The following is a 19402-nucleotide window of genomic DNA, read 5'->3' as shown; positions in this document are numbered from 1 at the left end:
GGAGGGGGAGAAAATCGTGCGTCGCTTACAGATCGAAACACCGGGACGGGCCCAGACGGTCCTGAACGGTTTGTATCAGGATATGCACCGAAGGATCAGTGCCAGTTCTCCAGGGTTGTGCCCGGTGGACATGGCCCTGAACTTTCTCCGGTTCTGCCATGCCCAGAGCTGCGGCAAATGCGTGCCCTGCCGGGTGGGCCTGGGCCAGCTGGAGGTGCTCATTGAACGGGTGCTGGACCGGACGGCCACCCTGGACACCATCGACCTTATTGAACGGACCGCCCGGAGCATCGCCTCTTCTTCGGACTGTGCCATCGGCTACGAGGCGGCCTATATGGTACTGAAGGGGGTCCGGGGCTTCCGGGAGGATTATGAGGAGCACGTGCTCACCGGCCGGTGCATCTGCGGTCTCAGCCACCCGGTGCCCTGTGTGTCCACCTGCCCGGCCCATGTGGATATTCCCGGTTATGTGGCGCTCATCCGGGAAGGCCGGTATGAAGACGCCCTGGAACTGATCCGGAAGGACAATCCCTTCCCCGCCGCCTGCGCCTATGTATGCGAGCATCCCTGCGAACACCACTGCCGCCGGGGGATGGTGGACGCCCCGGTGAACATCTGCGGGCTGAAGCGGTTTGCCGTGGACCATGCCAAACCGGCCCGGGCGCCAAAGCCCGCCCCTGCCACCGGCAAGACCGTGGCGGTGATCGGAGGCGGCCCGGGAGGCCTGACGGCAGCCTACTATCTGGCTCTTATGGGCCACAGCGTCACCGTATACGAACAGCGGCCCCAGCTGGGCGGCATGCTCCGGTACGGGATCCCGGACTACCGTCTGCCCCTGGAAGTGCTGGACCGAGACCTGGACTACATCCTCACCACCGGGATCCAGGTCCGCACCGGAGTTTCCGTGGGGACGGACATTCCGGTGGAAAAGCTCCAGCAGCAGTATGATGCGGTGTACATCGCCATCGGGGCCCACAGCGACAAGAAGCTCCATATCCCCGGGGAAGACGCCCAGGGGGTGTACAGTGCCGTCCGGCTGCTCCGGGACATCGGGGAAGGCCGGGTTCCGGATTTCACCGGCAAACGGGTCTGCATCATCGGGGGCGGCAACGTGTCCATGGACGCCACCCGCACGGCCAAACGGCTGGGGGCGGCTTCCGTCCAGTGCCTGTACCGGCGCCGGCTGGAAGATATGACCGCTCTGCCGGAAGAGATCCAGGCGGCCATGGCGGAAGGCTGCGAAATCGTCACCCTGGAAGCCCCCAGCCGGATTGAAACCAACGCAGCGGGCCAGGTAACGGCCATCTGGACCCAGCCCCAGCATATCGGCCCCTACAATGGAAAGGACCGGCCAAACCCCATAAAGGCGGATCTGCCGGAACGGCGGTTCCCCTGCGACATCCTGATTGTGGCCATCGGCCAGTCCATTGTCACCAAGCCTTTTGAGGCCATCGGGGTCACCACCCACCGGGGGGCCATCCAGGCGGATCTGTCCACCAGCATCCCGGGCCTGGGGAACCTGTTTGCCGGCGGGGATGCGGTTTCCGGTCCCGCCACAGTGATCCGGGCAGTGGCCGCCGGGAAAGTGGCCGCCGACAACATCGATTCCTTCTTCGGCTGCCACCACCGGATTTCCTGCCAGGTGGAGATCCCCGACGCCTACTTCACCCAGACCCCTCCCTGCGGCCGGGTGAACCTGAAGCACCACTGCACTCCGGACTGTGTGGGAGATTTCCGTCTGGTGGCGGAAGGGATGACCCCGGAAGAAGCCCATCAGGAAGCCAGCCGGTGTCTGCGCTGTGACCACTTTGGCTACGGCAGCTTTAAAGGAGGGAGGAATCGGGAATGGTAACCTGTACCATTGACGGCAAAATCATCCAGGTGCCGGAAGGGACCACCATTATGGAAGCGGCCCGGCAGGCCCGGATCCAGATCCCCCACCTGTGCTATCTGAAAGGACTCAACGAAATCGCCGCCTGCCGGGTGTGCTGTGTGGAGGTGGAAGGAGAACCGGGGATGATCACCGCCTGCAACAGTCCTGTCAAAGAGGGCATGGTGGTCCACACCCATTCTCCCCGGGTCCGGGAAACCCGGAAGATCAACGTGGAACTGATCCTGTCCCAGCACGACTGCCGGTGCGCCGTCTGTGTCCGCAGCGGCAACTGCCGGCTCCAGTCCCTGGCCAACAGCCTGGGGATCCACGACAATCCCTATGAGGAACAGCTGCCCAAAGGCCTGCGCCGGGCCTGGACCACCACCTACCCCCTGTTCCACGACTACAACAAATGCATCAAATGCATGCGCTGCATCCAGGTCTGTGACAAGATCCAGGCCATGCACATCTGGGACGTGGCGGGCACCGGGGGACGGACCACGGTGGATGTGTCCGGGAACCGGGTGATCAAGGATTCGGACTGCACCCTGTGCGGCCAGTGCATCACCCACTGTCCGGTGGCCGGGCTCCGGGAACGGGACGATACGGACAAACTCTACGAAGCCCTGGCGGACCCGGACAAAGTGACCCTGGTCCAGGTGGCTCCGGCGGTGCGGACGGCCTGGTGCGAAGCCTTCGGCCTGCCCCGGGAGCAGGGGACCATCGGAAAAATGGCGGCGGCCCTCCGGCAGCTGGGATTCGACCATGTGTACGACACCACCTTCGGGGCGGACCTCACCATTATGGAAGAAGCCAATGAGTTCCTGGAACGGTTCCAGGCCGGGGACACCAAAGAGTTCCCCATGTTCACCAGCTGCTGCCCCGGCTGGGTCCGGTTCCTGAAAGGCCAGTATCCGGAACTGACCGGACGGCTGTCCACCTCCAAATCCCCCCAGCAGATGTTCGGGGCCATTGCCAAGACCTGGCTGGCGGAAAAGCTCCAGGTGCCTCCGGAAAAGCTGTACTGCGTCTCCATCATGCCCTGTCTGGCCAAAAAGGCGGAATGTGCCCTGCCCACCATGCAGGGGCCTTACGGACCCGATGTGGACCTGGCCCTCACCACCCGGGAATTCATCCGGATGCTCCGGGCGGACCACCTGGATCCGGCTCTCCTGCCGGAAGAACCGCTGGATGACCCCATGGGCACCTTTACGGGAGCCGGGACCATTTTCGGCACCACCGGCGGGGTACTGGAAGCGGCTCTCCGTACAGCCTACGCCACCCTGACCGGGGAAAATCCCAATCCGGACCTGTTTGCTCCTTTGCGGAACGGTACAGGGCTCCGGGACGCAGTATACACCATGGCCGGCAAAGAAATCCGCTGTGCCGTGGTCAGCGGCCTGGGGAACACCCGGCAGCTGATCCAGGCCCTGAAGCGGAAAGAAGTCCATTACGATTTCGTGGAAGTGATGGCCTGTCCCGGCGGCTGTGCCGGAGGAGGCGGCCAGCCCATTCCCCAAGAGGATGTGGAGCTGGAAGGCGTCCGGGGAGAAGAGCTCCGGACCCTGGACAAGCACAGCCATCTCCGGTTCTCCCACCAGAATCCCCAGGTCCAGCGGCTGTACCGGGAATTTTTGGGCAAACCCCTGAGTCCCAAAGCAGAAAAACTCCTCCACACGGATCATTTTGGGTGGAAGATGTAGAGAGGAGGCTGTTGCAAGAGCAACAGCCTCCTCTTCAGGTCTCGGGTCTCGAGTCATGAGTCTCGGGCCGCTGGATAGAACCTGTCCTTCGACCAGGTTCTTCTTATTGTGTATAACCGTAGGGGGCGCAGGCCCGGCGCCCCGCAAAATGCGCAGATAATCGATGATTTGGCGGGCTGCCCGGCGTGCAGCCCCTACGGTACCGATTTACACGTTCAAAGATTTGCCTGCAAATTTTTCATTTGGCTCGAGACTCGAGACTCGAGACCGAGCCGCTATGCGGCTCATTATGATAAGCACTGAAATTTCAGAGAAAGGAACCTGCTCTATGACCCATCCCATTTCCACCCTGTTCATCTCCTGTCTGGCGGCCCTGACCTTTCTGGCAGCTCCCGCCCTGGCCTCCCCGGCGTCTCTGGGAGCCCGGAAGGTACCGGCACCGATCCCGGCGGAAACCCCTGCCGCCCCGGCAGCCGCTCCTGCGGCTCCGGAAGCATCTCCCGGATTGCCGGAAACTCCCCCGGCCCAGGCGGCCCCTGCCTCTCCCGTTCCGGCTCCCCGGCCTCCGGAAGACCCTCTTACCACCGTGACCCTCAGCGCCGCCGGAGACTGTACCCTGGGCACGGAAGAAAGTTTCGGCTATGAAGCCACCTTCCCGGCCGCCTGGGACGCCGCCGGCGGAGATGGTTCCGTATTCCTGGCAGGCGTCCAGTCCGTTTTTGCCAAGGACGACCTGACGGTGGTGAACCTGGAAGGCCCTCTCACCACCCGGGGCCAGCGCCAGGACAAGACCTTCGCCTTCCGGGGCGATCCGGCCTATGTGGAAGTGCTGAAAGCCGGCAGCGTGGAAGCCGCCTCCCTGGCCAACAACCACAGTTACGACTATGGCAGCGACGGGTACTGGGACACCTTCAAGACCCTGGGAGACAACGGGATCATGCCCTTCGGCTATGAGGAAAGCCAGATTCTCCCGGTAAAGGGAATCCCCGTAGGCCTGGTGGGGATCAACGCCCTGGAAGCCGGGGCCGCCGATCAGCTGGTGGCAGAACTGGCCAAAATCAGGGAAAAAGGGGCCCGGCTGAAAGTGGTCTATTTCCACTGGGGCAGCGAACTGGAAACCCATCCGGATGAGGACCAGGTGTGGCTGGCCCATCTGGCGGTGGATCACGGAGCCGACCTGGTGCTGGGGGCCCATCCCCATGTGATCCAGCCTCTGGAAACCTACAAGGGAAAGACCATCTGCTACAGCCTGGGGAATTTCTGTTTTGGAGGCAACAGCAACCCGGGAGACAAGGACACCTTCATCTACCAGCAGACCTTCCGGTTCCGGGACGGCCATCTGGTGGGAACGGACCCGGGAAAAGTGATCCCCTGCCGGATCTCCTCCACCCCGGACTGGAACGATTACCGTCCCACCCTGGTGGAAGGGGAAGAGGCAGAGCGGATAAAGGGGAAAGCAAAGGGGCTGTTGCAAGAGCAACAGCCCCTTTTTCACGCCCCCAATATTCCCCCGACCACCATACCCAGATAGGTACCGATTACGTAGCCGAAGGTGCCTACCAGCATGCTGGGGCCCACCAGGGCCGTCCAGCCCTGGGAAATGGCCATTCCTGCCGCGGTGGTGGGGCCTCCGATGTTGGCATTGGAAGCCAGGACGATGTCTTCCAGGCTGAAATGGAACAGTTTCCCTCCCACAAAGCAGAAGGCCATGTTCACCACCACCATCAGGAAGCAGAACACGAACAGCAGCGGCGCGTTCCGGAGGATTTCCAGGATAGAAGCGGGCACCCCGATGGCGAAGAAGAACAGGTAGATGAAATAGGTGCCGATTTCCTGGGCTCCGGCCAGGGCTGCCGCCTGTTTTTCAAAAAAAGTGGCGAACCCCATGGAAAACAGGGTGATCCACACATACTGGCTGCTGAAGAAGGTGTTGGCCATATGTCCCAGGCCGCTGCCGGTGGGAATGGCGGCCCCCAGGGCCTTCCCCAGGTTCTGGGACAGGGTCACCACCGCCACCGCATAGAACAGGTCCAGGGCAATGTCCTTTAAGGAAATGTTCTTGGGCTGCCAGTAGGCTGCCGCCTGGGTCTGGGCGTCTTCCCGTCCTTCCCGGGCCACCCGGTCCATATGGGGATGGGGATAGTGTTTCTGGAAAAAGGCGCTGCCCACACATTTCAGCAGTACCAGGAAATACACCGCCATGTTCAGGTTGTCCGCCACCACCGTAGCGGAAACCAGGGTCCCTTCCGTGTGGAAGGCATCGGCCAGGGCCACGAAATTGACTCCGCCTCCGATGTAGGACCCGGTCATCATGGCCGCCACCTTGGCCAGCCCGTCGATCCGGCTCCCCAAAAGCCAGCAGCCCAGCACGGCTCCGCACACGGTCCCCACCGCCCCGATGAGGAAAATGAACAGAAGCCGGCCGGTTTCCTGCCAGATCTTCGTCAGGTTGGCCTGGAGCAGCAGCAGAGGAATGGCCAGGGGTACGGCGTATCCCCAGATGATATCGTCATAAATGGGGGCATGGCTGGGGATCACGTTCAGGTTCACCAGCACAATGGCCGCCACCAAGGCCAGTACGGCCCCGGAGATTCGAGAGGCCCAGGCATAGGTCTGTTCCAGCCAGATGGAGCCTGCCACCACCCCGCAGGTCAGGGCCAGCAGCAGCCAGGTGTTTTCCGGTGCAATCAGTGGATTCATAAACAACATCCTTCCTTATTCGTTATTCCAGAACGAAGATCCGGTCCCCCAGATCCCCTGGTATCCAGATATTCTTTCCCTTTGCCAAATGCCATGGCGGGCTTCCTCGGATACACAGAGCGGGCGGCCCCTTTTGGAGTCGCAAGCCATAGGTATCGTTTTTTGGATAGAACCTGTCCTATGGCCAGGTTCTTTGAAAGGAAAACGCAGCTGGCGCTGCTAACCCACCACCAGCCTTACGGCTGGTCCCCCGCCCTTGCAAAGGGCGGATAATGGGTATGTGGGCTTACGCCCTGGTACCCACATAAAGCAAAGGGCGTAAGCCCCAGCGTATATCCGCCCTTTTCAAGGGCGGGGGTATCCATGCGCAGCATGGGTGGTGGGTTAGCAGCCATAGGGCTGCCTTTTCCACTCAGCAGCATCTGCCCCCAGGCAGATGGTATCCTTCAACTGGAGACTAGTGACTAGAGACTGCCTGCCGATTTTTCCCCAGCGCCCACACCATGCAGGCTCCCTGACACAGAGCCAGGACCAGCAGCAGATGGAAGGCGTGGGCAGTGCCCAGGCTGGTACCTTCGGCCAGGGCCCGTCCGGCCTGGCCGGCGGCCACCAGGGCCGCACAGACGGAAGTCCCCACTGCCCCGGCCAGCTGCTGGAGGGTGTTGCACACCGTATTCCCGTCCGGCTGGATGGATTCCGGCAGGTTTTCCAGGGCATAGGTCAGGATGTTCCCGGCGGACAGCCCCTGGCCCAGGGTGAACACCACATAAATGGCCGTAAGCCCGGGAATGGCCGCCTTCCCCAGAGCCAGCTGGTACAGCCCGAAACTGAGGATAATGGCACAGCTGCCCAGGATGAGGGGCTTCCGGGCCCCCAGCCGGTCATAGAGCCGGCCGCTTACAGGGGCCAGGGCCGCCCCCAAAAGGCACCCGGGAAGCAGGATGCACCCGGCGGCAAAAGGATCGGACCCCAGGACGATCTGGGCATAATTGGGAAGCAGGAAGCCCACTCCCAGGCACAGGAACTGGACCAGCAGCAGCCCCAGCACCGCCCCGTCGAAAGCCGGCACCTGGAACACCTGGAGGTTCAGCAGCGGGGTGGACCCGGCCTTCCGGAGCCGGTTCTCCTGACGGACAAAGACGGCCAGGGCCAGCACCATCAGCCCGGCCAGGGCCAAAAAGCCGGGGCCGGCAGCACCGTCCCGTAGCTGCACAAAAGCAGCAGACAGGGCAGGGCCACCATCAGGCAGCCCAGGCCGAACCCGTCAAAAGGCCGGGGCCCCCAGGCCGAAGACTGGCGAATGGCACAGATCCCCACCGCCAGGGAGAACAGCAGCCCGGGCACCAGGGCGGCAAAGATCATCCGCCAGCCGAAATGGCCGATAATGTACCCGCCCAGAGAAGGGCCCACCGCCGGAGCCAGGGCGCACACCAGCATGGCGGCCCCCATCATGGTGCCGATTTTGTCCAGCGGCGCCTGTTCCAGCACCAGATTGAACATCAGAGGCAGGCCAATGCCTGTGCCCGCCCCCTGGAGCAGCCGTCCCAGCAGGAGCAGAGGGAAGTTCCCGGCCAGGCCGTCCAGCACCGTCCCGGTAAGGAACAGGAGATTCCCGGCCACAAAAAGCCCTTTCAGAGGGAACCGCTGCTTCAGGTAGCTGGACGTGGGGATCACCGTGGCCAGCACCAGCAGATATCCGGTAGTAAGCCACTGGACCGTGGAGGTGCTCACGGAAAATTCCTCCATTAGGGTGGGGAAGGTCACGTTCATGGCCGTTTCGATGACCACCCCGGTAAAGGACAGAAGTCCCGCGGCCAATATGGACAGAAACAGCCGGGCATCTGCCCGGCGCACAAAAGCAGGATTTTCGTTTTCCAACAGTTTCACCTTCAGACACAAAAATACGTTCTGAAAGTACATAGTAGAAAAAATTCCCGGAAATGTCAAGAAGGGGGTGCTGCTGCTCACGCAGCAGTCCCCTTCTCTTACTTCAAATAGGTCTGATAGAACTGATCGATTTTGTCAAAAGGAATCTTGTCCAGCTGATCGTACAGGTCCGTGTGGGTGGCTCCCGGCACGATCACCAGTTCCTTGTTGCTGCCTTTCAGTTTCTTGAAGGCATCCTCGCTGAAGTACCGGGAATGGGCCTTCTCCCCGGCAATCACCATCACCGCACTCTGGATCTCGCTGCTCCGCTGGAGGAAGGGCAGGTTGATGAAGGACAGGGCAAAGGTCTTGTTCCAGCCTCCTACGGAATTCACGGACCGGGGATGGAAGCCCCGTTTGGTTTCATAGTAGGCAGTGTACTGTTTGATGAATTCCGGGGTATCCGGCTTCAGTTCTTCCGGTTTCAGGTTAGCCCCGGCCCGGGCGAAGGTATCGTTTTTGTAGTCTTCCGTCCGCTGGGCGTTCATGGCCTCCAGCTTCTGATGACGCTGTTCCGGGCTGTCTTCCTTGTCGTAATACCCGTTGGCCAGCACCCGGGTCATGTCGTACATGGTGGAGCTTACGGTGGCCTTCACCCGGGTATCCATGGCCGCATCATTGATGGCGATGCCTCCGAAGCCGCAGATCCCCAGGATTCCCAGCCTGTTGGCGTCCACATCCTTCTGGTTGGCCAGGAAATCCACCGCCGCGGAAAAGTCTTCTGTGTTGATGTCCGGAGAAGCCACATTCCGTACATTGCCGCCGCTTTCCCCGGTAAAGGAAGGATCAAAAGCCAGGGTGATGTATCCCCGTTCCGCCAGCTGCTGGGCATAAAGTCCGGAAGCCTGTTCCTTTACCGCTCCGAAAGGACCGCTTACGGCGATGGCCGCCCGTTTTTCCCCGGCTTTTATCCCTTTGGGGGTGTACAGGTCCGCCGCCAGGGTGATTCCATACCGGTTGTGGAAGGTCACCTTCTGGTGATCCACCTTGTCGCTTTTGGGGAATACCTTGTCCCATTCCCGGGTCAGATGGAGTTTTTCCGTTTTCACTCCCGGGCTCAGCATTTCGCCGGCCGGTTTTGCCGTTTGTGCAGCTGCCATGGCTTCTCTGCCTCCTCCCATCTGCAGCAGGCAGGTGCCCAGCACCGCCGTCAAAAGGACCATTTTCATCTTTTTGCTGATTTTCATTACCGTCTCCTTTCCTCTTACAGGCTTTCCCGGAAAATCTCTTCGATTTCCTGCTGGTCCAGGACCTTGTACCCACCATCCAGGATCAGGGTACCCCGGACCATGGCCGGGATCATATCTTCCGTGGCCCCCAGTTCCCGCAGGTTCCTGGCCAGCCCCAGTTCTTCCATCCAGCTTTCCATGGCCTGGAGCCCTTCTTCCGCGATTGTCCGGTCGCTTTTGCCGGTGGGATCCACATTCCACACCGCTTCCGCAAACCGTTTGAATTTGGGCAGGCCGTAGGGCAGGATATGCCGGTAATAGGCAGGGGATACCGCCGCCAGGGTCATGCCGTGGGCTGCATTGGTGACCCCGCCCACCGCCTGTCCCAGCATGTGGACCATCCAGTCGGTGGTCTTGCCTTTGGCGATCAGGGTGTTCAGGGCCCAGGTGGCATCCCACATCAGGTTGCTCCGGGCTTCATAATCCTGAGGGTTCCGAATGGCGATCCGGCTGGCGTGGATCACAGACCGCATAAGGCCTTCCGCCAGGTAGTCACTGGTATTGTCGTCGATACCGGAAAAATACTGTTCGCAGATATGGTTGAACATATCGTAGATCCCTGAAACCATCTGATACCGGGGCAGGGTCATGGTGTAGGACGGATCCATGATGGCAAACCGGGGGAATACCCGGGCATCGGCAAAAGCTTTGCCCCGTTTTTCTTTCGTTGCCGGGTTGGTGATCACGGAACCAGCGTTCATTTCGGACCCGGTACCCACCATGGTAAGCACGCAGCCTACTGGAACCACTTCACAGGTGGGTTCTTCGAACCGCATAAAGTATTTGTCCCAGGGGTCTTCCTCTTCATGGATGGACATGGCCAGGGCCTTGGCGTAGTCGATGCAGGACCCGCCTCCTACGGCCAGGATGAAGTCCGCCTTGTGCTGCCGGGCAATGGCAATGCCCTCCCGGAGTTTGTCGATGGTGGGGTTGGGCATGACCCCGGGAATTTCCGTCACATCTTTGCCGGCAGATTCCAGCTGTTTGCACACCCTGTCATAAATGCCGTTCTTCTTGATGGAACCGCCTCCGTAGACCAGGACCACCTGGCTGCCGTAGGGCTTCAGGGCTGAGGCCAGATTCTCCACAGCCCCCCGGCCAAAGAACACTTTGGTGGGATTTTCATAAGTAAAATTTCCAAGCATGTATTTTCTCCTTTTCACTTGTTGGTTACTTTCTTTGGACATCTTCAGTATAAGGGAAACAGTTTTCCATGTAAAATTCTTTGTTTTAATAACATTCAATACGTTTTATGTATGATATAATGCAAAAAAGAGGTGATTCCCATGGATATGGAAACTCTGGAAAATTTTCTGGTGATTGCCCGGGAAAACAACGTCACCCGGGCAGCCCAGATCATCCATATTACCCAGCCCACCCTGTCCCGGCAGCTGAAGGCCCTGGAAGAAGAACTGGGCAGGCCCCTGTTCTATCGGGAAAACCGCCGGCTGTCCCTGACTCCGGAAGGGATCCTGTTCCGGAAACGGGCAGAAGAACTGCTGGACCTGTACCGGAAAACCCGGTCCGAGATCCGTGCTTCCGCGGAAATCGCCGGGGACATTTTCCTGGGCACCGGGGAAACCGACGTAATCCGGCTGATTTCCCAGGTGGCCGTGGGTTTTTCCCGCCAGCATCCGGGGATCCGCTACCGGATCTTCAGCAGCGACGCGGAAGGGGTCCGGGAACGGCTGAACAAGGGGCTCCTGGATCTGGGGCTGGTGTACGGCCCTTCGGACCCGGAAAAATTCGCAAGCGTGCCCCTGGATCAGGAAGACCGGTGGGGGATCCTGCTGCCCCGTACCCATCCCCTGGCCGCAGAGCCCGGCCTGTCCCCGGAACAGGTCCGGGACCTGCCCCTGATCCTGTCCCAGCAGGCCCTGAAATCCGGGCTGCTCCTGAAATGGCTGGGAAAGCCTCTGGAAGAGCTGAACATCATCGGTACCTACACCCTTCTGACCAATGCGGCGAAAATGGTGGCCGGGGGCCTGGGCTGTGCCATGGGCCTGGACGGGCTCATCAACACCGCCGGCTCCCCCCTGTGCTTCCGGCCCTGTGATCCGTCCCTCACCGACCGTCTGTCCCTGATCTGGAAAAAAGACCACCAGTTCTCCCCGGCAGTCCAGGCCTTCCAGGAACTGCTGCTGCAGAATTTTGCTGAAAAATAAGGGGGTGCTGCACGTTCTGTGCAGCACCCCCTGTTTTTCATCCTCTTATTTTACTTCCTTGAACGCACTTTTGGGCTGGCCGCAGAGAGGGCAGACCCAGTCGTCGCTTTCGCTGTTGATGTCCCCTTCGTATTCATAGCCGCAGACCGGGCACACATACACCTTTTTGGCCTTTTCCTTTTTCTCTTCCTGAGGATACCGGGCCAGGATTTCCGCCATCAGTTCCCCATGGTGGCCTTCCTGTTTGGCAAACACTTCCATTTCGTCAGCCGCTTCGGCAAACCCGGCAGCCCGCACCTTGTCCGCCATGGCCTTTACCTGGGCCTCCCCATTGGTTTCCGCTTTTTGGAGGGTTTTCACCAGGCCCCAGAAATCCTGGGGATATTTCCCGTTGAGCACGGCATAGAAGCCCGCATGGACCGCTTCCTGGTTGGCGGCTTCGATGAACAGGGGCACCAGATCTTCATAGCCCTGTTCTTTGGCCAGCCGGGCCAGTGCATAATACATCATGGTGCCGTTGGCTTCTGCCTGCATCATGGTTTTTGCCATAGCTTCCAGTTCCGTTCCTTTGGTCTGTCCGTAAATGCTCATTGTCTTTTCCTCCTGTTTTCCCTTGCCCCCGTAAAGCGGAGCTTTCTGTTTCTTTTCTTCTGGCCATCGGCCTCTTGTGAAACCCATTGTACCTGTTTTATTTAATTTTGTCAAATTTAATTTTGCTAAATTCAATTTGTTCTCATGTTCTTTTCCTGTTACAATAAAGTGCAATCAAAAGTTTTTCCGTACCGGAGGTATGATCGATATGAATGAAAAGGATGACTGCAATCCCCTGCTGCTGAAAAACCAGCTTTGCTTTCCCCTGTACGCCAGTGCCCGGAAGATCGTGGCAGCCTATACCCCCTATCTGAAAGAGCTGGGCCTGACCTACCCCCAGTATGTGACCATGATGGTACTGTGGGAAGACAGGACCATCACCATGCGGGACCTGGGCGAACGGCTGTACCTGGATTCCGGGACCCTGACCCCGGTACTGAAGAAGCTGGAGGCCATGGGCTATGTGAAGCGCTACCGAAAGCCCGACGACGAACGGGTGGTGGTGGTGGAAATCACCCCCGATGGACTGGCCCTCCGGGACAAGGCCCTGAAAGTCCCCCATGCCATGGGCTGCCTGATCAACCGGAAAGGTCCCCTGTTCACAGCCGAAGAAGTGGCCAATTTGAAAGAAAAACTGTACCGGATCCTCCACGTACTGGAGGGGTAAAAAGAGGAGCTGCTGCACGTATGTGATTTCCACACGTGCAGCAGCTCCTTTTGTATTCACTTCTTCACCACGTCGATGTTCCCGTTCTGGAGAACCACTTCGATATGGTCCCCTCTCTGGATCTCGCCCTGGACGATCTTGTTGCTCACTACGGTTTCCACCGTATGGACAATCAGTCTCTTCAGAGGACGGGCCCCAAAGGCAGGGTCGAACCCGGCTTTGGCCAGGTAGGCAACGGCTTCGTCGGTGGCCGTCAGGGTCAGTTCCAGCTGGCTGTGGAGCCGGCTTCCCAGATGGTTCAGGATCAGCCGTACGATATCCTTCAGCTGTTCTTCCTGGAGAGGTTTGAACACCACAATGTCGTCCACCCGGTTCAGGAATTCCGGCCGGAAGAACTTCATCAGCATGCTCCGGACTTCGTCCTTGCTGATGTTGCCCTTCTTTTCCATGATCTCATGGGACCCCAGGTTGCTGGTCATGATGATCAGGGTATTCTTGAAGTCCACCATACGGCCCTGGCCGTCGGTCAAACGGCCGTCGTCCAGCACCTGGAGCAGTACGTTGAACACATCCGGGTGAGCCTTTTCGATTTCATCGAACAGGATCACGGAATAAGGATGGCGCCGCACCGCTTCCGTCAGCTGGCCGCCTTCTTCATAGCCCACATATCCAGGAGGGGCACCGATCAGACGGGACACCGTATGTTTCTCCATGTATTCACTCATATCGATACGGATAATGCTCTTTTCATCATTGAACAGCACTTCCGCCAGGGCTTTGGCCAGTTCGGTCTTGCCCACGCCGGTAGGCCCCAGGAAGATGAAGGAACCGATGGGTTTGTTGGGATCCTTGATCCCGGCCCGGGCCCGGATTACGGCTTCGCTGACAGCTTCCACCGCTTCGTCCTGGCCGATCACCCGTTTGTGGAGGATTTCCGGCAGATGCGCCAGTTTCTTCTTTTCTCCTTCCATCAGACGGTTCACAGGGATGCCCGTCCAGGTGCTCACCACCTTGGCGATATCATCCTCGTCCACTTCTTCCTTCAGCAAGCGTTTGTCGGAATGTTCCTCTTTTTCCAGGGCCGCCAGCTGTTTCTGGAGTTCCGGCAGCTTGCCGTACTTCAGTTCCGCCAGCCGGTTCAGGTCATAGGACCGTTCCGCTTCTTCCATTTCCTTCTTCACATTGTCCATATCCTTCTTGACTTGACGGATCTTGGCAATGCCGCCTTTTTCGGCCTTCCACTGGTCCATGAGCTTGTCGTTCTCGCCCTTCAGTTTGGCCAGTTCCTCTTTGATCTTTTCCAGACGGGCCTTGGAAGCATCGTCCTCTTCCTTGGACAGGGCCTGTTCCTCGATCTGGAGCTGGAGCATCCGGCGACGGCTTTCATCCAGTTCCGTAGGCATGGAATCGATTTCCACCCGCAGACGTGCAGCGGCTTCATCCACCAGGTCGATGGCCTTGTCCGGCAGGAACCGGTCATTGATGTACCGGTTGCTCAACGTGGCAGCAGCCACCAAGGCGGAATCCTTGATCCGTACCCCATGATGGACTTCGTACCGTTCCTTCAGCCCTCTCAGGATGGAAATGGTGTCCTCCACACTGGGTTCCTTCACCAGTACCGGCTGGAAACGCCGTTCCAGTGCGGAATCCTTTTCAATGTATTTCCGGTATTCCTTCAGGGTGGTGGCACCGATGCACCGGAGTTCCCCTCTGGCCAGCATGGGTTTCAGGATGTTCCCCGCATCCATGGAGCCTTCAGAAGCCCCGGCCCCCACCACCGTGTGCAGTTCATCGATGAACATGATGATCTGGCCGGCAGAATCGGACACGATTTTCAGGACTTTCTTCAACCGTTCCTCAAATTCCCCTCTGTACTTGGCCCCGGCCACCAGGGACGCCAGGTCCAGGGCATACAGGGTCTTATTCTTCAGGGATTCAGGAACGTCCCCGGCCACGATCCGGCGGGCCAGGCCTTCCACAATGGCGGTTTTGCCCACGCCCGGTTCACCGATCAGCACCGGGTTGTTCTTTTTCCGGCGGGACAGGATTTCGATGGTCCGGCGGATTTCATCGTCACGGCCGATTACCGGATCCAGCTTCCCATCCCGGGCTTTCTGGGTCAGGTCCTGGCCGAATTTCTCCAGGGTCTTGCGGTTTTCATCCGCATCCCCATTGTTTTCATACTTGTCGATCAAACCACGGATGGCACTGCGGGTGATCCCGTACTTTTTGCACAGGTCCACCACTTCCGTATCCCCGTCTTCACACAGGGCGGCCAGCAAATGGGATGCAGTCACCGGGTTCTGGCCGGCGGCTTTTTCCGCCAGGGCAAACACCCGGGCCAGGCCCGTGCTCATGCTCAGCTGATCGGACCCCTTCACGGAAGGGATCTGCTTCAGCAGACGGTCCACCTCCCGGCTGAACTGGGTCTCATCCACGTTCAGGCTCTTCAGCACAAACTTGAAGAACCCGTCCGGCTGGCTGCACATAGCGGACAGCAGATGGACGGTGGTCAGTTCCTGGTTGTAATTCATAACGGCTTGCTGCTGGGCAGCTTCCAACAATCCACGCACTTCATCACTCAAGCGTTCTGCCTGCATAACAAACACCTCCAAAAACCATTGGATCAATGGGTTATCTTCTTCATTCAGAGCCCGAAACAAACAGGGCCCGGGAAGTCTCTTTTCTCACTTCCCGGGTCTTATTATACCCATTAAAAGTCAAAAAGTCAAATATTATTTTCGTTTTTTTGACTTTTTTTGATTTTATTTTTCTTTGGCCAGACAGGACCATTCCGGATGACGGGCCACTTCCCGGAAGAAGGCCTTCCCGGCGGCATCCGCCTTGTCCCCCCGTTTCTCCGTCCGGATCCCTTCCTGGCCACAGAGGGCTGCCAGGGACAGGGTCAGTTCCCGGTCCCGGGCTCCTTCGGCCCCTTCTGCCAGGGCTCCCGTCCGGGCATAGCTGCGGCAGTATTTCCACCACTTTTCCCAGTAGGCTTCCCCTCGCTTCACCAGCCGTTTTTCTCCCAGGCCCCGTTCCAGGGTCAGGAGCCCGGCCAGGTCTTCCAGCTGACCTTTCCGTTCCCAGGGGTCCGGGCTGCCGGCATCTTCCAGGAACTGCTGTTCCTGCTGCCACCGATTCCACCGGACCTGGAGGAATTTTTCCAGGGTGGAGTTCTCTCCGTCCTTTTTGGCCAGAGTGGCCAGGTACAGCAGCTGCCACAGGGCCGCTGCCGCTTCCCGGGCGCAGCAGTCCGCACAGTGCTGGGCCGCCGCCACCCACCGGTCTTCCAGCCACTGCCAGGCCGGTTCCAGGGAGAGGAGCTCTTCCGGGAAAGGCTTTTCCCGCTGCCGGTCAGACGTTTCCAGGTAATCCACCGGTTCCAGCACCCCCAGGAGCCCGTCCAACAGATCCCGACCCTTTTTCCAAGAGGTCCGGGACAAAAAGCCCTGGCCCAGGTTCCACAGTCCGGCGCACTGCTGGAGAATGGTGAGCAGTTCCCGGCTCTCAAATTCCCGGTTCTCTCCGGGCACCAGAAGATCCAGCCCCCTGCCCAGGGCCTGCTGGACCAGGGTCCGCCACACTTCCGACGGCTCCGTTTCCTGATTCCAGCCAGGTGCCTTCCCGTCTTTGGGTGGGTTCCCCTTCCAGTCGGTAAGATCCAGCCCCCGTTTGAACTTGCTCCGCTCTTCCGGCCACAGAGGGATGGCCTGGGCCAGAGCCGCCGTAAACCGCAGCAGGTCCCGTTCCTGGCCCCGTTTGATCTCCAGTTCCAGTTCCTCGATGGGAGCCTTTTTATCCCCGGCGGTCAAGGTTCCCTGGTCCAGGGCCGCTTCCACCACCGTCACGGCAGACAGCTGGATCAGAGCCGTTTTCCGGGTAAATTCCACCGTACACAAAGGAAGCAGTTCGTCTTCCTGGAGCAGGGTCTGGAGCTTCTGGTCCAGCTGGGGAGCAAAACCCTGGAGCACCGGCTCCGGCTTTGTGAGAGGTACCGTGTATTCCTCCCGGCTGGAGAAGCCGTTCACCGTCTTCCCCTGGCTTTTCACCGTGGCTTCGAAGGCCTTCCCGTTGGTCCGGCGGATCCGATAGGCCATGCCGCTGCGGGTCAGTTTCCGGTCCCGGGTATCCAGGTACTGGTTCCAAAGGTCCAGGGTATGCCGGCTGCCGGGAATGATTTTTTCCTTCACCAGAGGCAGCTGGAAGAATTTCCGGCGGCCCGCCTTGGTGGAAAGCAGTTTGATTTCTTTTTCCTGTCCTTGCGCCATATGGTTTCACACTCCCTGATCTTTTCCAAAATCTTATCATATAATTGTAACACAACATCTCCCCTCTTGGGATAAACTGTTTGGTTATGGAGGAAGCCGCCCATTGGAAATGGCTGATTTTATTGACATTTTACGTATTAAAAGTTATTATTAAAGAAACTTCTCTTTTAACAATTTTATTCTATCTATATATAAGGAGGCTTTGCCATGCTCAGTCCAAAGGAACTGTCAGAAGTCCTGAAAGCCCAGGGGATGAAGATCACCCCTCAGCGGCTGGAAGTATACCGGGCCTTTACCGGCCCCGAAGACCATCCCACGGCTACGGAAATCTTTGAAAAAGTGCGGCAGCAGATGCCTACCCTGAGTTTTGCCACTATCTACCAGTCTCTGGGATTTTTCTGCCGGATGCACCTGATCCAGACTGTGGATGTAGGCGACGGGACCATGCGCTACGATGTGGATCCCCATCCCCACCCCCATTTCCGCTGCGAAAAATGCGGCAAGGTGTTCAACCTGGATTTTGCCTACCACAAACACCTGGACCAGGACGTGGCCAAAAAAACCGGTTTCACCATCCGCTGCCACCAGACCTATTTTCTGGGGCTCTGCAGGGAGTGTAAGGAATAGGGACTGCTGCGCCAGGCACAGCAGCCCCGTCAACGGTCAATGGTCAATTGCCGAAGGAAAGGACCCGCCTCTCATGAAGGCGGGTCCTTTTTGAATCTAGGCCCTCTGGGCGGCCGGGACGGGTTTGCCTGGGGCAAGCCCCTACGCCGTCGCTGTCCAGGAACCGGCTAACAACAGTTTCCTTATGGAGACTCTCCCATGGACGGCATCCCCGTCCAAGCGGCCGGACAAACAATGCCCGACCCCAACGCCGTAGGGGCGTGCCGCAGGCCCGCCCGTCCCGGCCTGGGGGTTTCAACTCTTCAAAGGAACCCGCACTTTCCCTTACAGCACAAATGCCACAATAAAATTGTAGGCAGCTGCCGCCAGGACGCTGACAGGCACCGCCCGGAGCAGCAGCTTGTTGAACAGGGTGTTCCGGTCCTCTTCTTTAGGCGTGGACCCCAGGATCAAAGACCCGCCGGAAGAGAAGGGACTGATGGCACTGGACTGGGCCCCCAGTACCGTACAGGCAAACAAGGCGGAGGCAGACAATCCAGTGCTTTCCGCCAGACCCGGAATCAGAGGGAACAGAGCCGGGGTCACCACCCCGGTGGTGGAACTGAAGAAGCTCATGATGGCGGCAATGATGGAGAAAGCCAGAGGGATCAGCGGCGTGGGCACATTGGCTCCCACCCAGGCGCTGAGCATCTTGATGGTCCCGGCTTTCACCGCCACCGCAATCAGCATCCCGGCCCCGGCAATCATGATGATGGTGTTCCAGGGAATCTTCGAAATGGCTTCCTTCTGGGGCGCCAGCTTCATCAACAGGGCGATCACTGCGAAGATAATGGCCACCAGGCCCACATCCACTTTACCGGCCATATAGGCGATTCCTGCGTTCCCGGGCACCAGGATCTTCAGCAGGGGGAACACCAGCACCACGACCATCATCACCAGCATCAGGGTCAGGGTCTGGCTCTGGACTTTCGTAAAAGGTTCCGGCCTTTTGAAGGTGACCCCCTGGCCGATGTTCCGGTTGGCCTTGATGCCGTACCGGAACAGGGTGATCAGCACCAGGGAAAAGGCAAAGGACAGCAGGAAGATTTCCATTTCCATGGCAAAGGAATCCATGGGAGCCTTCAGTTTCAGGGCTTCATAGGCTGTATCCGACAGCCCCCGGAAAATCACCCCCAGATTGGAGGTGGGAAAGTTCCCGCCGCACAGGGCCCCGCAGTTGATGGCCACCGCCCCGGTGAGTTTGTCCATCCGGGATTCATCACAGATCAAAAGGGTAATGGGCGCCAGGAAAGCCAGCACCGTAAAATAGGTGGCCCCCATCACCGACAGCACCACGGCCACCCCGAACAGGGCATAGGGCAGCATCCCGGGGAATTTCCGGCAGGCATAGAGCAGGGAGCCGGACATTTTTTCCAGGGTCCCGTTGATGGCCGCCACATTGTAGAACAGGGACACGGACAAAATCACGAACATGGTACTGATGGGCCAGAACCCGATCACCACTTTGGGCTTCAGCCCCATGACCAGACACCCGATCAGATAAGCAAAGACAATACAGAACAGCCCGGTGTTCAGACCGGTTTTATACCCCAGATAAATGGCAATGGCTATGGCCAGGACAATCGCCGCACTCAGCATAATGCTTCCTCC

General features: G+C 58.9%; 15 protein-coding genes. 6 read left to right on the top strand and 9 right to left on the bottom strand.

Annotation, left to right across the window (positions count from 1 at the left end):
- Nucleotides 1-16: 16 nt before the first annotated feature.
- The 3 genes from ACTQY1_RS05290 to ACTQY1_RS05280 all read left to right on the top strand — a co-directional run bounded on the left by ACTQY1_RS05290 (nucleotide 17) and on the right by ACTQY1_RS05280 (nucleotide 5107).
- Nucleotides 17-1852 carry an NAD(P)-binding protein gene (locus tag ACTQY1_RS05290; protein WP_022486654.1) on the top strand — a complete coding sequence of 612 codons (1836 nt, stop codon included), beginning with the start codon at nucleotides 17-19 and terminating at the stop codon, nucleotides 1850-1852.
- Nucleotides 1846-3576 (top strand): [FeFe] hydrogenase, group A, encoded by a 1731-nt coding sequence (locus tag ACTQY1_RS05285; RefSeq protein ID WP_441373895.1) that lies wholly within the window; start codon nucleotides 1846-1848, stop codon nucleotides 3574-3576. Before ACTQY1_RS05290 ends, ACTQY1_RS05285 begins: the two co-directional genes overlap by 7 nt.
- A 328-nt stretch (nucleotides 3577-3904) precedes the next feature.
- Nucleotides 3905-5107, top strand: coding sequence for a CapA family protein (locus ACTQY1_RS05280; protein ID WP_441373894.1), 1203 nt, complete (start codon nucleotides 3905-3907; stop codon nucleotides 5105-5107).
- On the opposite strand, the gene ACTQY1_RS05275 is transcribed toward ACTQY1_RS05280, so the two are convergent.
- The 5 genes from ACTQY1_RS05275 to ACTQY1_RS05255 form a co-directional block, all read right to left on the bottom strand.
- The gene (locus tag ACTQY1_RS05275) at nucleotides 5068-6276 is read right to left on the bottom strand and encodes a DUF819 family protein (protein WP_154488629.1); all 1209 of its coding nucleotides are present in this window, start codon (nucleotides 6274-6276) and stop codon (nucleotides 5068-5070) included. The genes ACTQY1_RS05280 and ACTQY1_RS05275 overlap by 40 nt on opposite strands.
- Nucleotides 6277-6733: 457 nt before the next feature.
- Nucleotides 6734-7489, bottom strand: a complete 756-nt coding sequence (locus ACTQY1_RS05270; protein ID WP_441373893.1) for an MFS transporter — start codon at nucleotides 7487-7489, stop codon at nucleotides 6734-6736.
- Entirely contained in the window at nucleotides 7435-8196 is a 762-nt protein-coding gene (locus ACTQY1_RS05265; RefSeq protein ID WP_441373892.1) for an MFS transporter, read from the bottom strand. Before ACTQY1_RS05265 ends, ACTQY1_RS05270 begins: the two co-directional genes overlap by 55 nt.
- Nucleotides 8197-8261: 65 nt before the next feature.
- Entirely contained in the window at nucleotides 8262-9389 is a 1128-nt protein-coding gene (locus tag ACTQY1_RS05260; RefSeq protein ID WP_154488631.1) for an alpha/beta hydrolase, read from the bottom strand.
- Nucleotides 9390-9406: 17 nt separating this feature from the next.
- On the bottom strand, nucleotides 9407-10576 hold the full coding sequence (locus ACTQY1_RS05255) for an iron-containing alcohol dehydrogenase (RefSeq protein ID WP_154488632.1): 1170 nt from the start codon (nucleotides 10574-10576) through the stop codon (nucleotides 9407-9409).
- 141 nt (nucleotides 10577-10717) lie between these two features.
- Between ACTQY1_RS05255 and ACTQY1_RS05250 the strand changes: the two genes are divergently transcribed.
- On the top strand, nucleotides 10718-11596 hold the full coding sequence (locus ACTQY1_RS05250; RefSeq protein ID WP_441373891.1) for a LysR family transcriptional regulator: 879 nt from the start codon (nucleotides 10718-10720) through the stop codon (nucleotides 11594-11596).
- A 45-nt stretch (nucleotides 11597-11641) separates the two neighbouring features.
- Here the strand turns inward: ACTQY1_RS05250 and ACTQY1_RS05245 are convergent, their stop codons facing one another.
- Nucleotides 11642-12187 (bottom strand): rubrerythrin family protein, encoded by a 546-nt coding sequence (locus ACTQY1_RS05245; RefSeq protein ID WP_308664166.1) that lies wholly within the window; start codon nucleotides 12185-12187, stop codon nucleotides 11642-11644.
- Nucleotides 12188-12386: 199 nt separating this feature from the next.
- Between ACTQY1_RS05245 and ACTQY1_RS05240 the strand changes: the two genes are divergently transcribed.
- A complete protein-coding gene (locus tag ACTQY1_RS05240; protein WP_441373890.1) occupies nucleotides 12387-12854 on the top strand; it encodes a MarR family winged helix-turn-helix transcriptional regulator in 468 nt (155 codons plus the stop codon).
- A gap of 56 nt (nucleotides 12855-12910) precedes the next feature.
- On the opposite strand, the gene clpB is transcribed toward ACTQY1_RS05240, so the two are convergent.
- Both clpB and ACTQY1_RS05230 read right to left on the bottom strand, forming a co-directional pair.
- Entirely contained in the window at nucleotides 12911-15454 is a 2544-nt protein-coding gene (gene clpB, locus ACTQY1_RS05235) for an ATP-dependent chaperone ClpB (RefSeq protein ID WP_303226128.1), read from the bottom strand.
- A gap of 165 nt (nucleotides 15455-15619) precedes the next feature.
- Complete coding sequence (locus ACTQY1_RS05230; protein WP_441373889.1) at nucleotides 15620-17125, bottom strand: CYTH domain-containing protein; 1506 nt, start codon at nucleotides 17123-17125, stop codon at nucleotides 15620-15622.
- Nucleotides 17126-17332: 207 nt separating this feature from the next.
- On the opposite strand from ACTQY1_RS05230, the gene ACTQY1_RS05225 reads away from it, so the two are divergent.
- The gene (locus ACTQY1_RS05225; protein WP_279125817.1) at nucleotides 17333-17752 is read left to right on the top strand and encodes a Fur family transcriptional regulator; all 420 of its coding nucleotides are present in this window, start codon (nucleotides 17333-17335) and stop codon (nucleotides 17750-17752) included.
- Nucleotides 17753-18076: 324 nt separating this feature from the next.
- On the opposite strand, the gene ACTQY1_RS05220 is transcribed toward ACTQY1_RS05225, so the two are convergent.
- Nucleotides 18077-19390: an SLC13 family permease gene (locus ACTQY1_RS05220; RefSeq protein WP_441373888.1), complete on the bottom strand. Its 1314-nt coding sequence runs from the start codon at nucleotides 19388-19390 to the stop codon at nucleotides 18077-18079.
- Nucleotides 19391-19402: the final 12 nt, after the last annotated feature.

The sequence above is a fragment of the Acidaminococcus sp. HCP3S3_G9_1 genome, from assembly GCF_052122455.1.
In the GTDB taxonomy this organism is placed as follows: domain Bacteria; phylum Bacillota; class Negativicutes; order Acidaminococcales; family Acidaminococcaceae; genus Acidaminococcus.
This window is presented reverse-complemented; position numbering and strand designations above follow the sequence as displayed.

Excerpts from the sequence above, each read along its gene's own strand:
- ACTQY1_RS05285 (WP_441373895.1), top strand. The coding sequence starts at position 1,846 with ATGGTAACCTGTACCATTGACGGCAAAATCATCCAGGTGCCGGAAGGG.
- ACTQY1_RS05280 (WP_441373894.1), top strand. The coding sequence starts at position 3,905 with ATGACCCATCCCATTTCCACCCTGTTCATCTCCTGTCTGGCGGCCCTG.
- ACTQY1_RS05275 (WP_154488629.1), bottom strand. The coding sequence starts at position 6,276 with ATGAATCCACTGATTGCACCGGAAAACACCTGGCTGCTGCTGGCCCTG.
- ACTQY1_RS05265 (WP_441373892.1), bottom strand. The coding sequence starts at position 8,196 with ATGTACTTTCAGAACGTATTTTTGTGTCTGAAGGTGAAACTGTTGGAA.
- ACTQY1_RS05260 (WP_154488631.1), bottom strand. The coding sequence starts at position 9,389 with ATGAAAATCAGCAAAAAGATGAAAATGGTCCTTTTGACGGCGGTGCTG.
- ACTQY1_RS05255 (WP_154488632.1), bottom strand. The coding sequence starts at position 10,576 with ATGCTTGGAAATTTTACTTATGAAAATCCCACCAAAGTGTTCTTTGGC.
- ACTQY1_RS05250 (WP_441373891.1), top strand. The coding sequence starts at position 10,718 with ATGGATATGGAAACTCTGGAAAATTTTCTGGTGATTGCCCGGGAAAAC.
- ACTQY1_RS05245 (WP_308664166.1), bottom strand. The coding sequence starts at position 12,187 with ATGAGCATTTACGGACAGACCAAAGGAACGGAACTGGAAGCTATGGCA.
- ACTQY1_RS05240 (WP_441373890.1), top strand. The coding sequence starts at position 12,387 with ATGATCGATATGAATGAAAAGGATGACTGCAATCCCCTGCTGCTGAAA.
- clpB (WP_303226128.1), bottom strand. The coding sequence starts at position 15,454 with ATGCAGGCAGAACGCTTGAGTGATGAAGTGCGTGGATTGTTGGAAGCT.
- ACTQY1_RS05230 (WP_441373889.1), bottom strand. The coding sequence starts at position 17,125 with ATGGCGCAAGGACAGGAAAAAGAAATCAAACTGCTTTCCACCAAGGCG.
- ACTQY1_RS05225 (WP_279125817.1), top strand. The coding sequence starts at position 17,333 with ATGCTCAGTCCAAAGGAACTGTCAGAAGTCCTGAAAGCCCAGGGGATG.
- ACTQY1_RS05220 (WP_441373888.1), bottom strand. The coding sequence starts at position 19,390 with ATGCTGAGTGCGGCGATTGTCCTGGCCATAGCCATTGCCATTTATCTG.